Origin of the sequence: Colwellia sp. BRX8-9, from assembly GCF_014077245.1 — a bacterium.
Lineage (GTDB): Bacteria > Pseudomonadota > Gammaproteobacteria > Enterobacterales > Alteromonadaceae > Colwellia_A.
This window is the reverse complement of the sequence record NZ_JACGVN010000011.1, coordinates 113,489-128,847: the sequence shown is the minus strand read 5'-3', so window position 1 is coordinate 128,847 and position 15,359 is coordinate 113,489. Positions and strand designations below refer to the sequence as shown.

Sequence of the window (15,359 nt, the reverse complement as noted above, 5' to 3'; positions counted from 1 at the left end):
TATGCTAAACAATAAGTTTGTTACTAATGTTTCACTCACCAGTGGCATAATATTATGCATGTTTTTTGCTTTTAATAGCTCTTTTAGTAAACTTATTGATATTTGGCAAAGCTCTAATACCTATGGGCATGGTTTTTTAATTTTACCCATCGTTTTATGGTTGGTGTATCGCAAAAAACACTTGCTTGCAAAAGTAGGCACTCAACCTTCTGTATTAGCACTGTTCTTTGTTGGTTTAACTTCATTTTTTTGGTTTATTAGTGCTTTATCTTATATTAATGTTGTTGAGCAATTTGCCCTATTCAGTTTATTCATTGTTTTAACATGGGCCTTTTTTGGCTGGAAAATAGTACTATCGTTAAAATTTCCTTTATCATTTTTATACCTTTCAATTCCTATTGGGGATTTTTTAATCCCTTATCTGCAGTTTATTACTGCCGACATATCTGTTTTTATGATTAAAGTCTTTGGAATACCAGTATTTCGAGACGGTATGTACATACAAATACCTAATGGAAACTTTCTTGTTGCAGAAGCATGTAGTGGTATACGCTTTTTGATTTCAACAATTACCATTGGTGTTTTATATTCTTACCTAAATTTTAGTAAATTATATAAGCAAATACTATTTGTATTGCTCTGTTGTATTGTTTCTATCGTAGGTAATGGTCTTAGAGCTTTTTTAATGATACTTATTGGCCATTTGTCTAACATGCAAGCCGCCGTAGGTTTTGATCACTTCGTTTATGGTGGTGTGTTTTTCAGTATTATTTTAGTTGTTCTATTTATCATCGGCTACTATATGTCGGATCCAATAAACGAAATAGAAAAGCCCATTAACACCAACGAGAAATGCGCTTCTCAAAAGTTTCCTTCATTACCCTTCATCGCTATAGCTTTATCATTTTTACTTATTGGTCCCGTATTAAAGTATAAATATGAAAATCATATAGCTGAACTGTCTTCTCAGCAAATCAATAAATCGGCTTCTCATTCTCCTTTGAGCTCAATGATTCTTACTAAGTTTAATCATAATTGGATGCCAACCTTTCCTGATGCCGATGCTACTTATATCTCATCATCAACCGAAAGTAATATCGATATATTTGTCGCTAAATACCTTTATGAAACTGATGATAAAGAAATTATCAGTTATAAAAACAGATTGTTTGATGTTGATTTCTGGTCAATTAAAAGCATTTCAGCTAATGAAATAACAACTGCAAAGGGTGAGCTAATACCTTATAGCTCTTTTACTATTGTAAACATGCAAGGCCAAGAGCGTAAGGTTAGGGTTATATATAAAGTAAATAGTATTTTATCAGCAAATAAAATTAAATTTAAGTTATTACAACTTATGAATAAAATAATGATGACTGACTTTGGCGGAGAGGTTATTGTATTGTCTTCAGCGAGTAAGCACGAAGCAGATAAACAATTAGATTTATTTATGTTTCAGCACTTTTTTGATATTAAACAACAGCTAACTTTGGCTAAATAAGGGATTATATTACATTATGCTCATTTCTACCGTTATTCTTTCTTATAATTCTGTTAACCCAATACAACGTTGTTTAGACGAACTAATAAGTTCGCTTTTAAAATTTGATGAAGAAAGTGAAGTTTTTATTGTAGACAATGGCTCAAAAGATGGCAGTGTAGAGTTAATTAAACAATATGAGAATAAATATCAAGAATCACATTCAGAGTTAATTAAACCTATCTTTTTTAGTGAAAACACAGGTACTACCTATTCTAGAAATGCCGCATTAAAAAAAGCCAAAGGAAAATTTGTTTTAGTATTAGATTCTGATGCTTATATTAACCACGATGCCATAAAAAGCTTAATTACTTACTTAGAAGCTAACAAAGATGTGGGTATGGCCGTACCAAGACTTTCTTACAATAGTGGTAATTTTCAATTGTCTTGCGACGTATTTCCAACGCTTATTCATAAGTTAAAGCGTTTCTTATTTTTGAAAAAAATTGAATCAAAACCACATGCATTACAGTCAACTACTATACCTACAAATGTAGACTATGCCATTTCAGCCTGTTGGTTGTTAACGAAAGAGGCGGTTGATAAAATCGGCTTGTTTGATGAGAATATATTCTATTCACCAGAAGACGTAGATTATTGTTTACGTGTTTGGGAAAACGGTTTTAAAATTACTTATATTCCTTCAGCTAAAGTCATTCATGACGCCCAAGAGTTGTCTCGTGGTTTCAAGCTTTCAATGTTTCATTTTTCTCATTTAAAAGGACTTTTTTATCTAATGAATAAGCATAAATATTTCTGGGGTTTAACCAACCTTTACAAACGATTAAATAGATTTAGTTAGGTTTACAGATAAATGTGCGGTGTTGTTGCTATTTTTCATCATGATCATTTATTTGATATAGACAAAAATACCGTAGAACAAATGAACAAAAGCCAAACTCACCGTGGACCAGATGGAAATGGGAGTTATATTGCCAATGGTATTGCTTTAGCGCATACACGTTTGGCAATAATTGATTTAGAAGGCGGAGAGCAACCCTTATTTGATCAAACCAATACCGTTGGCATAACTTACAACGGAGAAATTTATAATTATAAAGCGCTACGTAACGAGCTAATAGCTTTAGGTTATAAGTTTAATACGAACAGCGATACCGAAGTTATTGTAAATGCTTGGCTAGAATGGCACACCCAGTGTGTAGAGAAACTCAATGGTATGTTTGCTTTCGTTCTTTTTGATAAAAATACAAAGCAAATGTTTGCAGCAAGAGACAGACTTGGTATTAAGCCACTTCATTGGGCAAAAACGCCTGACAACCAAATTGTTTTTGCTTCAGAAATAAAAGCATTAAAAAAACATCTTCAAATACCGCTAAATATTAATTTAAAATCAATAGAAGATTACATGTCTCTTGGTTATATTTTAGAGCCAAAATCTATCTATTTAGCCATAAACAAGTTACTGCCTGGGCACTATATTCTTTTAGATCAAAACTCGCCTGAGCTGTTTATAAATAAAGCTTACTGGGATTTAAAAGACCATATAACAAGCAATACAAAAAATTATAATATTGATGATGTACACGCCCACTTAAGTCAAACAGTACAAGACAGAATGATGGCCGATGTGCCGCTAGGCGCTTTTCTGTCGGGAGGATTAGACTCGTCTGCTATTGTTGCTTTTATGAGCCAACTAAGTGCTGAACCTATTATAACGAGTTCAATTGGCTTCGATCTTTCAAAGTATGATGAGTCTTTTTTTGCTGAAAAAGTTTCTCAGCATTTTAAGACTAAGCATTCGACGACTAATGTATCAGTAAACGACTTATCAATGGTCGATCTCGTTGTAAATACCTTTGACGAGCCTTTTGCTGATAACTCAGCTATTCCTACCTTGATATTAAGTAAAGTAACACGAGAGAAAGTGAAAGTAGCGCTTTCGGGTGATGGCAGCGACGAATTGTTTTTTGGTTACCGCAATTATCAAATGTTAAATTTTGAAGAAAAACTTCGTTCTATTTTTGTAAATAAACTAACTAAACCCATTTTTACACTTTTGGCTCAACATTACCCGAAGCTTGATAAAGCGCCACGTTTTTTACGGGCAAAATCTACTTTTAAAGCACTAGCAAGTGACCCTATCACCAGTTTTTACAACGCAATGTCTTTATCTGATAAGAATACTTTGGATAAGTTATATTCTTATCAGTTTAAAAGTCAGTTGGCGGGTTACAGTGCTTTAAATCAATTTAAATCGTTAGCAGAAGAAGTTAATAATTTAAGCCCAGTAAAACAAGTTCAATATATTGATTTTAAAACCTACTTACCCGGTGATATTCTAACGAAAGTAGACCGAGCAAGTATGGCTTGTTCATTAGAAGTTAGAGTGCCTTTCTTAGATTATAAATTGGTAGAATGGGGCTTAGGATTAAATGAAAAACTAAACCTAAAAGGTCAACAAGTTAAAAAAGTACTGGCAAATTCATTGAAAGGATTACTACCTAACTTTGTATTAGAACGAAAAAAAATGGGCTTTACCTCACCATTAGATGAATGGATAAGACAAATACCACAGGCAACCTTGGAAAAAAGAATTTTATCAAAACCGCTAGTATCGCTAAATATTTTTAATATAAATGAATTAAAAGCAACTATTGAAGCTCACCAAGCTCGAACCATTAATAACGGCGTACTGATATGGGCACTACTTGTATTAGCATCATTCTTAAAAAAAGAACAAAATTGAAATGAAAATACTTTACCACCACCGAATCGCCTCAAAAGACGGCCAGTTTGTTCACGTAGAAGAGCTAACAAACGCCTTCATAGAGCAAGGTAACGAACTAAAGTTTGTAGCCCCATCATTAAACGAAAACAGTGACTTTGGTCACGATGGCGGTTTTGTAACTAAACTAAAAAAATTACTCCCAAGAGCGCTATATGAATTATTAGAGCTTTCTTATAGTCTTTGGATATTCATCAAACTTGTTATTGCGATTAAACAATTCAAACCTGAATTTATTTATGAACGCTACAACCTTTTCCAACCTGCGGGCATTTGGGCAAGTAAGCTATTTAACATTCCCCTAATTTTAGAAGTAAATGCTCCGTTAGTTTATGAGCGAAAAACCTATAGTGGTTTAGCATTAGTTAAGTTTGCAAAGTGGATAGAAAACTATACGTGGAAAAACGCTACTCATACCTTACCTGTTACCGATGTACTTGCCGATCACTTAAGAAAAGTTGGCGTTAAAGAGCAAAATATCACCGTTATTCATAATGGCGTTAATCAGCAATTTATAGATGAAATGTTAGCCAAACCAATAGCAAACAATAAAAAAGAAATTGTTATCGGCTTTACCGGTTTTATTCACCCATGGCATGGTATGGACAAAGCCATTGAAGCTATAGCTAAGCATAAAAACCTACCGCTAAAGCTTATTTGCGTTGGCGATGGCAATATTTTACCTGAACTAAAAGCATTAGCGAAAGAGTTAGGTATAGCCGATAAAATTGAATTCGCCGGCTTAGTAACTCGTGATAAAGTATTAGACTATGTTCAGCAATTCGATATTGCTTTACAGCCAGATGTTACTGCATATGCATCACCCCTTAAAATGTTTGAATATATGGCTGTGGGTAGTGTCATTATTGCACCAGACTGCCCAAACATACGAGAGATATTAAGTGACGATACAGCATTGTTTTTTGAAAAGGGTGATCAAGCGTCATTTATTGAAAAGCTGGTGTATGCCATTGAACATATTAATGAACTAAATGAAATGCGCAGCGCAGTTAAAACGAGTGTGTTAGACAAACAATTTATTTGGCAAGAAAATGCCAAGCGAGTAGTTGAGTTATTTAAAGCTGCTAACCCTGAGATTAAGAGATAATTTATGCCAATTACTGCTATTGGGTTTGTTCTTGTTTTTATGGTTGGGTCGCTATTTACCTTGAAAAAACCTTTAGCAGGAATTTTGCTTTATTTTTTTTGTTTTTATATGCACCCCCCTGGCAAATATTGGGGTAGCTTTTTACCTGAAATAAGATGGACATTAATTGTTGCGGTATTAACGTTAATCAGTGTGTTTATTCATGAAAAAAATAAAGGTGACTGGCTCAAGTTTAAAGAAACAAAATTACTGATAGCCTTTTTGGTATTTGTGGGGCTTCAATTTCCTTTTGTGTTAAGTACAGGCTGGCATCAAGTTTACTTTATATTATTAGTAAAACTTCTTATTTTGTATTTTTTATTGATAACAATAATCAATACTAAAGAAAAACTTGTTATGGTCATTATAGCGAACCTTATTGGCTGTGCTTACATTGGTTTTACGGCATTACAAACACATGCCGGCGGTAGGTTTGAACGTGCTGGCTTACCGAGCATAAATGACTCAAATTTACTCGCGATACACGTTATTCCTATAGTGGTTGCCGGAGCATTTTTATTCCTTAGTGGTGCTGTTAAAAAGAAATACTGGCTACTTATACCATTAGCCTTTGCCGGCAACTTAATTATTATGTCGGGCAGTCGTGGCGCGATAGGAGCATTAGCAGTAACAGGTTTGTTTTTAATCTTGTTTTCTGCAAAAGAATTTAGGGGGAGGTTAATAAAATGGGGGGCTGTTGTAGTAATAGCTTTAACATTTGTTTCAATAGATTTAATTGTTCAAAGAATAGCGTCTATTACAGAAGCTGAAAGTGCTGAGGAAGTGGATATCAGCGCGCAGTCAAGAATGGTTATTATTAATGCCCAAATAGAAATGTTTAATGAGAATATGTTAATAGGTAATGGGCACCGCACAACACTGCTATTAAGCCCTGTGTATATTGATCAAAAGTATTTAACTAACACTGCAGCAGGAGCATTGCGCGGCTCACATAACTTAACAATGACAATGTTGGCTGACCATGGAATTATAGGTGGAACACTGTTTTTTCTCATTATTCTTAGTGTGATAAAAACAGGTTTATCCGTTTCAAGAAACAAAGAGCATGACCGCGACCTAAGGTTAATAATGTTCGGTCTAACCGGGGGAATGATTGGAGTAATGGCCGCTAGTCAATTTGCCAATAGTAAGGTATTAGAAATAACCATTTGGATTATTGCGCTTATAATAGTAGCCCAAAATGTAACAATGAAAAGGCAATTAAGCGGACTTAAAAAGTAAGCAGTTTATTATTTATAAGTACGCTATTTCTTTTAAAAAATCATATAAGAATTATTTATGTCAACAACCTTTAATCGCTTGTTATCAGGTAGTATTTTAAGAACAATTAGTTTAGTTATTACCATAATAATTAGTTTTTTTATGATGCCGTTTATTGTCCATTCTATCGGAGATAAATGGTACGGGCTATGGGTTTTAGTTGGCTCCTTAATGGGCTATTACATGGTAGTAGACTTTGGTTTGCTGTCAGCAACACAAAGATACTTAGCTCGATATTTATATGAAAAAGAAATGTTGAATAAAGTCATTAACACCGCTTTTTGTGTGCTTTGTTTATTAAGTGTAGTAGCAGCGTTTTTTGTTGTTGTTTTTTTATATGTAACCCCTTATTTGGTGAATGATTCAGAAGTAGTTACGACAATGCGTTGGCTCATTATTATTCTAGGTGCAAAAACAGTTTTAACACTACCGTTAATGGTTTTTAATGGCATGCTCAGTGCCAAGCTACGGTTTGATCTTGCCTCATACATTGAAATATCTAAAAACATATTGCGCTCAATCCTCATTGTGGTTTATTTAACCTTTGATTACGGCATAGTATCGCTAGCTCTAATTACTTTTATCTGTGAAATGTGTGCTTTTGTCGCCATTAGTCTATTCGCAGTTAACATATACCCAGAAGCCAACTACGGCAAAAAATATTTTGATAAAGTATTCGCTAAAGAGTTATTTAAGTTTGGAAAATTCACATTTGTAATTGAAACGAGCAATTTGTTGAAGAGCAAAGTTGATGATTTTGTTATTGCCAAAATGCTTGGGTTGTCATTTGTAACAACTTATGCGATTGCATTTAGTTTATTTACTTATGCAGGTCAAATGGTCAGTAACCTACTCGGTGGTGTTATGACCGTTTTTTCACAGAACGATAAACAAGGAGTAGACGTTCTAAGGCAGAATTTTTTACTTTTTGCGGAAGTTTGTGTGACCTTAGTAACCTTTATCTCTGTCTTCATGTTCCTAGTTGGCGAAGAGTTTATTCTGCTTTGGATGGGAGAAGACTACCATCAGAGTTTTGATGTTTTAGTCGTATTTATTGCAACTATGCTATTTGGAAGTTCTGCAAGGGCAACTATCCCTCTATTTTATGCAACGGCAACCCACAAAAAAATTGCATATTGGAATATATATGAAGGCGTTTTGAATTTATGTTTAAGTATCTATTTAACGATGAATTTTGGTCTAATAGGTGTTGCACTTGGAACGTTTTTTTCCTCAATAGTATTTAGGCTTTTACAAGTGAGTTATGCATGTTCCATTGTTGAATTAAACCGCTGGAGTTATTGGGAAATGATAATAAAGCATTGGTTATATGGCATAAGTATGCTTTATATTTTATATGAAATTTCGAGCTTATTTGAAATTAACAGTTATGTAAATATTCTAATAACTTGTATCTTGGGTACGTTAATTTATGTGTTTATTTTAACCCGATACATGTTGTCACTTGAGCTTAAAAAGGTATTGTCAAAAAATTTAGCCGGCAAAATACCTAGCAAACTCCTATTTTTCTTTTTTAACTACACAACCGTGAGTGAATCATGAAATTCTCAATAATAGTCCCTGTTTATAATGGGGAGAAAGTTATTATTCGTGCATTAACCAGTGCATTAGAGCAAACATTTCAAGATCATGAGGTGATTGTTGTAAATGACGGTTCAACGGATAATACCCAACAAGTTGTAGAGTCTTATATAAATAACCAGAATCATAAAATATCAATTAAACTAATTAACACTGAAAATAATGGTAGGAGTTCAGCGCGTAATTTAGGTGTTACAAAAAGCAATAGTGACTTTGTTTGTTTTTTAGATGCTGATGATGAATTCCATAAAGAGCATTTGTTTGAATTTAGCAAGGCCATTGAAAGGTACAATCATATTAATTGTTTTTTTGGTGACAGCGTAATTGTAAGAGATGATAGTTCGTGGGCTAGTTATGATAATTACCTACCTCGTTTTCTTGATAGAGGCGAGTTTTGGACTGAAAATGATGGTTGTATTCAGTTTGGTCAATCTTTTTCTGAGTTTCTAATTGAAGGTAGTTTAATACCTATGTGTTCAGCAGCAATACGAAGAGCTACCTTTATAGAAGCAGGTGGCTTTAATGAAAGGTTTAGCGTCTCAGAAGATTTTGAACTTTGGTTTCGCTTGGCGCTTAATCATAATTATATTGCGGTTAATAAAGTTTTGTCTACAGTTTATCACCATAGTGATAATACTAGCCACCCGCAAAATAAATACCTGACTTTGCAAAAGCAAATTGATGTAACAGATTACATTCTGCATAAATATGAAGACTTAAATAGCAATCATATAATTTTGTTGGTGAAAAAAAGAAACACATTAATAACTGAGTTACTTTATCATTCTAGTAATATCACCCCTTTTCAAGTTTTAATTTCTTATAAAAAGAACAGAGGATATAAAGCTAAAGTTACATCTTTAGCTTGCTCACTTTTAATTAAAAGTATTTTAAAGTATTTTATTAAATACACAAAATAAAATACTTATTCACAAATGTAATCATCATGTTATTAGGTGGCTTAATATTTTATTTATAACTGTTAACGTTGTGGAGAAAATAAACAGATGACATGATGTTTAATTTAGAATAACAAAGGTAGTAAGATGTATTCATTAAAAATTTTTAACGTTATAAATCACATGGCCATTTAAGATGAAACTTTCAATTATAGTCCCATTATATAATACAGAAAATTACATTGAAGAGTGCATCCTTTCTATTATTGACAATGGGATTGAACATTATGAAATCATTGTTATTGATGATGGCTCTACAGATGATGGACCTAAAATTGTTAACGCTATAGCAAGAAAATTTCCTAATATAATAAAGTTCATCAAAAATAATAGAAAAAAAGGGGTTTCCGGTGCAAGAAATACCGGACTAGGTATCGCTAAAGGTGAATATATAGCCTTTTTAGATTCTGACGATGTAGTGTTAAATAATAGTCTAGCTATAAGGGTGGAGTACTTAGAAAGAAATTCAGAAATAAATATAGTAACAGGTGATTTTATTCAATTCACTGAAATAGCAAACCTTGTTGATGCCCGAGGTTATTGCAAGAAAACCTTTGAAAAAATAGGCACTCCTAACTTCGAATGTGAATATATATTTGATGACCCCATCGGTTATTTTATTGACAAATTTTGTGTTATTTGGATGGGTGCAGTTATGATCAGGAAATCCCATTTTAACAACGTAGGTTTTTTTGATGAAACTTTAACACATGGTGAAGATGAAGAGCTTTGGTATAAACTGTGTATAGGCTCCCATTTAGCGTTTGTTGATAAATGCATGGCTGGATATAGGCTAAGACCAAATAGTGCGACTTCAAACTTAGGGAAAAAGTACCAAGGTGCTTGTAATTTAAGGATGTTGCAATTAAATGCCCCTTATTTTGATAAACGCTACAAAGCTAGATTGAAAGATAAATTAGTTATAGAGTTTATGGGGTATGCGTATTACCTCCGTGAAGAAGGTGATTTTTATGGATTATTTAGTTATACATTGAGAGTTTTGAGATTTTTACCGAACTCAAAAGCTTGCTGGAAACAGCTTTTTTCATCATTATTGAAGTTTAATTAATAATAGTTTTTTTGTTACTCACAGCTTTATGTGAGTGCTTGTGAATAACATAATAAAGAGAAATATATTTTGAAATTACACTATCATAAATCTCCCTTAAATAATTTCGGAGATGTTTTAAACCCATGGTTCTGGAATAAAGTATTTGGAGATGAGTGGCAATCAAAAGGTAATATAAATGAAATTGCTGTCGGTATTGGGACTTTAATTAATGAAAGTTTAGACAGTGATAATCGGTACCATATTTTAGGGAGTGGGGTCGGGTATGGAACAACAATTCCCAAAAATAGAAATAAATGGAGTATTCATTGTGTTCGAGGACCATTAAGTGCCAAAGCCTTAGGAGTAGAAAAAAGTTTAGCTATATCTGATCCTGCAATACTTATAAGCGATTTTGTAAAATTTGAGTCGAACGTTAAAAAGTATAACTATTCATTTATGCCTCATGTTGATATAGATTCTTACCGATATCAGCTTGTTTGTGAAGAAATAGGAATAAATTATATTTCTCCTAAATGGTCGATGACAAGAGTATTAGATAATATACATCAATCAGAAAAACTTCTATGCTCCGCTATGCATGGTGCGATACTCGCTGATACTTTAAGGGTTCCTTGGCTGCCCGTCATTACTGCTGAAGATATTCTTCCATTTAAATGGGAAGATTGGTGTTTATCGATGGAACTAGATTATAAACCATTTAGATTAACTCCATTGTGGGAGCATGCTGAAGTCACAATGAGCTCCAAACTTAAAACCTCTCTCAAAAATATGATTGCAAAAAATCAACTAAATAAATTAAAAAACAGTAAATATTTTGTGCTTTCTGATTCTCTAATTATTAATAGTAAAAAAGAGAGATTGAAAGAGGTCTTTCATGAATTTCAAAGTAAAGAATTAAAATACCCATAGATAATAATTAGTTTAAGTTTGTATAAACTTGTAATGACATAATAAGGATCGTTTTAAAATGAAACAAAAACTTACATTTATTATTCCCATCCGACACCATGAAAGTGCACCTAACTGGCAGAACACAATACGTAATTTAGAAGCTACGATAGCTTCAATTAATGCGCAAACTGAAAACTCTTGGCGCTGTATCATCGTTGCTAATGTGGGTTCTGAATTACCCAAATTACCAGCGAAATTTGAAGTTTGTCGAGTTGATTTACCGCCAAATAAACACCATTTACAAGGAGATGCATGCAAAGAAGATTTCTGGGAAGCCGTAAGGTTAGATAAAGGTAGCCGTATTCTATTAGGTCTTTTATACGCACAAACATTGGACTACTTTATGGTTGTTGATGATGATGATTTTATTCATCGAGATTTAGTTAAATTTGTAAGTTGTAATTCAAAGGAAAACGGTTGGTACTTTTACGATGGTTATGTTTGGGGAGATGGAGGAAAATTTCTACTAAAACATTCAAAGTTTTATTTGTACTGTGGTACATCCCACATAATTAAAGCCAAATTAATTAAGCTCCCAAGTAGTTTAGAAAATGCAGATATGAATTATATTAAAGATATGTTTGGTAGTCATATAAAAATAAAGAAAGCCTTAGATGAAAATGGGACACCATTGTTAAAGTTACCTTTTAATGGGGCTATTTATAGAATAGGTCACAGTGACGCCCATAGTAAGTCTAGCGGTTTGTTTGAACATTTTTTTTATAAAAAAGCGTTACTGAAACAGCCTAAAGAATTGCTCAGACGTTTTTTGTCTTTACGGTTGATAAACAATAATATAAGGAGCAAATTTTTTGGTCACTAAGTCACTTGACTTATTTTATATGGTTTTACAATTTTTAATAAAAAGGTTTCTTTAAATAATGTGCGGTATTTTAGGAAAAATTAATTTTATAGGGACAATCGACAAATGTCGTTTCAAAGCTATGCGCGATACTATGCCTTATCGTGGTCCAGACAGTAATGGCTTTTGGTTTGACGATGCTGAAAAAATAGCTTTGGCACATTTACGTTTAAGTATTCTTGACCCTACCCCAGCAGGACATCAGCCTCGGGTTGAAACGGCGCATAATTGTGTTATTTCTTATAACGGCGAAGTTTATAATTATCTTGAAATACGTGCTGAATTAGAAACTAAAGGTTATACCTTTGAAACAGGCGCCGATACTGAAGTGGTACTGAAAGCTTATATTGAATATGGTCATGATTGCTTAAAACATTTTAACGGTATGTTTGCCATTGCTATTTGGGATGGCGATAAAAAAGAATTATTTCTAGCGCGAGATCGTCTTGGTATAAAACCACTCTATTATTTACATAACGAAGATGAATTTACTTTCGCCTCTGAAACTAAAGCTATCTTAAAAGGGCTGGGTAAAAAACCAGCACTTAATGTACAGTTAATAGATAGTTATATGAGCTTCGGATATATTCCTGGTGAGAACACTTTGCATCAAGGTATTAAACGCTTGATGCCCGGTCATTATGCTGTTCTTAAAAGCGGTGAGGTAAATGGTGAAGAGCCTAATAAGCAAGAATTAACCATTGCCCAATATTGGGATCTTAAATTCAACAACAGCAATAGTCAGGATAAAGGCTTTGATTATTATGTTGATGGTAGTAAAAAATTATTAGAAAGCGCTATTGATTTACGTTTACGCAGCGATGTACCTCTTGGTATATTTTTAAGTGGTGGTATTGATTCTAGTGCAGTAGTTGGTTTGCTTGCAGATAAAGTTAAAGAACCTCTTAAAACATTTTCAATTGGTTATGATTTTGGTAAAGGCTTTGATGAAACACCCTATGCACAAATTATTGCTGATAAATTTAAAACAGATCATCATGAAATAAAAATAACACCTGCGCAGTTCAAAGAATTTATTCCTGAGTATATTGCGTTAATGGATGAGCCTGTTACCGAAGCTGCTGCTATTTCATTGTTTTTTGTCGCTAAATTAGCCAAAGAAAAAGTAACAGTAGCTTTGTCTGGTGAAGGTTCAGACGAAATTTTTGGTGGTTACGATTTATATCAGTATATGAATGTATTAGACAAATATCGCGCGGTAGTTGGTCAAACAGGTAGTAACTTCTTTGCAGGGATTGCCAATAAAGTGTTCGGTAAAAGCCATAAGGTTTCGAAGTATCTAACCATGGCAACACTACCCATAGAAAAACGCTATAAAGGCATGTCTACTTACCCTGACCATGAAAAAGAAGCGCTGTATAAACCAGAGTTTAAAGCAGAGATAGAAACAGAAAATCAAGTGTCTAGTCGCAACTATACTAAAAGCCTTTTTGACAAAGTCAAAGGTGAAGATACTTTAAGTAAAATGCTTTATTTTGATACAAAAACTTGGTTGGTAGATGACTTGTTAATTAAAGCTGACCGTATGAGTATGGCGGCTTCGCTTGAATTACGCGTGCCCTTTTTAGATTATCGTTTAGTTGAATTCGCAGCAACAATCCCAAGTAAGCATAAAATTAAAAAAGGTGAAGGCAAATATCCGTTAAAGAAAATGATGGAAGGTATTTTACCCAACGACATTATTTACCGTAAGAAAATGGGTTTTCCTACCCCACTTAAATTAATGTTTCAAAATGAGTTAAGAAGTTACGCTGAAAATTTATTGCTGTCTGAAGAAACCAAGTTACATCAGTTCTTTAAAAAAGCGCGTATAGAACAACTTATTGAAGAGCATAATAATGACAAGTTTGATCATCATAAAACGTTATGGCAGTTAGTTGTACTTGAAGAATGGTTACGGAAGAATACGGACTAATGAGTGCTAAGGCAAAGAAAAAAATAATAGCGATTAGCTATTTATTTCCAAATTGTAATCAACCTAATCATGGCATATTTGTTTTGAATCGTTTAAAAGCGATGAGCAAATATGCTGATATTACGGTTATCAACCCTATCGCAGATTCTCCGCTGCATAAACAAATAAGTAAATTTTCACACCTGCAAAGTATTCCTGAATTAGAAATTATAGAAGGTATTGATGTATATCATCCTCGCTACTTTTCTATTCCAGGTCATTTGAAATCAATAGAAGTGTTAACTTATCGACGAGCAGTTCAAAGAGTACTTGATGAAATTGGTTATGACTTTGATCTAATTGATTTACATTGGACTTTTCCTGACTTACCTTGTGGATATTGGCTTTCTAAAAAAATTAATAAACCTTTTCATCTAACACTTCGTGGTATGGAAGCATTTCACTTACAAGACTCTGGTTTAAGAAAGCATATTGTTGCTCATTACCTTAAAAAGACAAGTAAAGTAATATCTCTTAGTGAGGAGATGGCACGTAAAGCCGATGAATTGTCAAATACAGCAGAACGAACGGTAGTTATTAGAAATGGTGTTGATACTGATAAGTTTTATTACTTAGATCAAAACGAATGCCGAGAAAAGCTCTCCTTGAAAAAGAACGATAAAATTATATTAGGTGTTGGTGCGCTTATTCATCGTAAAGGTTTTGATTTGGTGATTAAAGGGCTAGAGCAAGTAATAACAACAAAGGGTTTAGAAAACACTAAGTTCTATATTCTAGGCGCTCAAGGTCCTGAAGGTGATTATAGAAAAGAGCTTAACCAATTTATTGAACAACACAACTTACAAGACCATGTTGTTTTTGTTGGTGCAGTTGCTAATAGTGAATTGATTACTTGGTACAATGCCGCCGATGTGTTTTGTTTATCAAGTAGAGGTGAGGGTAGCCCTAATGTGCTTACTGAAGCATTAGCTTGTGGTACGCCGGCAGTAGCGACTAATGTTGGTAGCGTACCTGAAATAATGGCAAGTGAAGCCAATTTAGGCTTTTGTGTTGCCAATGAAAATAAGGGTGAGATTACTGATAAGCTCGTTAAGTTACTACAAACAAATCACAATAGAAAACAACAAGCCATTAACTTTCATAAATACACTTGGGATTGGTGTGCGAATGAAGTTTTACACTGCTTATAACAATTCTGTTATTTATTATAACTTTAATGAACCTATTATACTTTTGAGGACTAAATATTAAAAATATTAGATT

Annotated in this window: 12 protein-coding genes; all 12 read left to right on the top strand. The window is 33.5% G+C overall.

What is annotated here, in order from left to right:
• The first annotated feature begins 1 nt into the window (after nt 1).
• The 12 genes from xrtA to H4J70_RS11260 all read left to right on the top strand — a co-directional run bounded on the left by xrtA (nt 2) and on the right by H4J70_RS11260 (nt 15,286).
• Nucleotides 2-1,501, top strand: coding sequence for an exosortase A (gene xrtA / locus H4J70_RS11315; protein WP_182251153.1), 1,500 nt, complete (start codon nt 2-4; stop codon nt 1,499-1,501).
• Between the two features lie 16 nt (nt 1,502-1,517).
• Nucleotides 1,518-2,342, top strand: a complete 825-nt coding sequence (locus tag H4J70_RS11310) for a glycosyltransferase family 2 protein (RefSeq protein ID WP_182251152.1) — start codon at nt 1,518-1,520, stop codon at nt 2,340-2,342.
• 12 nt (nt 2,343-2,354) lie between these two features.
• Nucleotides 2,355-4,247: an asparagine synthase (glutamine-hydrolyzing) gene (gene asnB, locus H4J70_RS11305; RefSeq protein WP_182251151.1), complete on the top strand. Its 1,893-nt coding sequence runs from the start codon at nt 2,355-2,357 to the stop codon at nt 4,245-4,247.
• A 1-nt stretch (nt 4,248) separates the two neighbouring features.
• Entirely contained in the window at nt 4,249-5,394 is a 1,146-nt protein-coding gene (locus H4J70_RS11300) for a glycosyltransferase family 4 protein (RefSeq protein ID WP_182251150.1), read from the top strand.
• A gap of 3 nt (nt 5,395-5,397) precedes the next feature.
• Nucleotides 5,398-6,675: an O-antigen ligase gene (locus H4J70_RS11295; RefSeq protein WP_182251149.1), complete on the top strand. Its 1,278-nt coding sequence runs from the start codon at nt 5,398-5,400 to the stop codon at nt 6,673-6,675.
• A 57-nt stretch (nt 6,676-6,732) separates the two neighbouring features.
• Entirely contained in the window at nt 6,733-8,277 is a 1,545-nt protein-coding gene (locus H4J70_RS11290) for an oligosaccharide flippase family protein (RefSeq protein ID WP_182251148.1), read from the top strand.
• A complete protein-coding gene (locus H4J70_RS11285) occupies nt 8,274-9,236 on the top strand; it encodes a glycosyltransferase family 2 protein (RefSeq protein ID WP_182251147.1) in 963 nt (320 codons plus the stop codon). The genes H4J70_RS11290 and H4J70_RS11285 overlap by 4 nt, the downstream gene beginning before the upstream one ends.
• Nucleotides 9,237-9,411: 175 nt before the next feature.
• A complete protein-coding gene (locus H4J70_RS11280) occupies nt 9,412-10,344 on the top strand; it encodes a glycosyltransferase family 2 protein (RefSeq protein ID WP_182251146.1) in 933 nt (310 codons plus the stop codon).
• Between the two features lie 69 nt (nt 10,345-10,413).
• Nucleotides 10,414-11,256, top strand: coding sequence for a polysaccharide pyruvyl transferase family protein (locus tag H4J70_RS11275; protein ID WP_182251145.1), 843 nt, complete (start codon nt 10,414-10,416; stop codon nt 11,254-11,256).
• 58 nt (nt 11,257-11,314) lie between these two features.
• Nucleotides 11,315-12,121, top strand: coding sequence for a glycosyltransferase family A protein (locus H4J70_RS11270; protein ID WP_182251144.1), 807 nt, complete (start codon nt 11,315-11,317; stop codon nt 12,119-12,121).
• Nucleotides 12,122-12,179: 58 nt separating this feature from the next.
• Nucleotides 12,180-14,096, top strand: a complete 1,917-nt coding sequence (asnB, locus tag H4J70_RS11265; protein ID WP_182251143.1) for an asparagine synthase (glutamine-hydrolyzing) — start codon at nt 12,180-12,182, stop codon at nt 14,094-14,096.
• The gene (locus H4J70_RS11260) at nt 14,072-15,286 is read left to right on the top strand and encodes a glycosyltransferase (protein ID WP_259368045.1); all 1,215 of its coding nucleotides are present in this window, start codon (nt 14,072-14,074) and stop codon (nt 15,284-15,286) included. The genes asnB (H4J70_RS11265) and H4J70_RS11260 overlap by 25 nt, the downstream gene beginning before the upstream one ends.
• Nucleotides 15,287-15,359: the final 73 nt, after the last annotated feature.

Excerpts from the sequence above, each read along its gene's own strand:
- xrtA (WP_182251153.1), top strand. The coding sequence starts at position 2 with ATGCTAAACAATAAGTTTGTTACTAATGTTTCACTCACCAGTGGCATA.
- H4J70_RS11310 (WP_182251152.1), top strand. The coding sequence starts at position 1,518 with ATGCTCATTTCTACCGTTATTCTTTCTTATAATTCTGTTAACCCAATA.
- asnB (WP_182251151.1), top strand. The coding sequence starts at position 2,355 with ATGTGCGGTGTTGTTGCTATTTTTCATCATGATCATTTATTTGATATA.
- H4J70_RS11300 (WP_182251150.1), top strand. The coding sequence starts at position 4,249 with ATGAAAATACTTTACCACCACCGAATCGCCTCAAAAGACGGCCAGTTT.
- H4J70_RS11295 (WP_182251149.1), top strand. The coding sequence starts at position 5,398 with ATGCCAATTACTGCTATTGGGTTTGTTCTTGTTTTTATGGTTGGGTCG.
- H4J70_RS11290 (WP_182251148.1), top strand. The coding sequence starts at position 6,733 with ATGTCAACAACCTTTAATCGCTTGTTATCAGGTAGTATTTTAAGAACA.
- H4J70_RS11285 (WP_182251147.1), top strand. The coding sequence starts at position 8,274 with ATGAAATTCTCAATAATAGTCCCTGTTTATAATGGGGAGAAAGTTATT.
- H4J70_RS11280 (WP_182251146.1), top strand. The coding sequence starts at position 9,412 with ATGAAACTTTCAATTATAGTCCCATTATATAATACAGAAAATTACATT.
- H4J70_RS11270 (WP_182251144.1), top strand. The coding sequence starts at position 11,315 with ATGAAACAAAAACTTACATTTATTATTCCCATCCGACACCATGAAAGT.
- asnB (WP_182251143.1), top strand. The coding sequence starts at position 12,180 with ATGTGCGGTATTTTAGGAAAAATTAATTTTATAGGGACAATCGACAAA.
- H4J70_RS11260 (WP_259368045.1), top strand. The coding sequence starts at position 14,072 with ATGGTTACGGAAGAATACGGACTAATGAGTGCTAAGGCAAAGAAAAAA.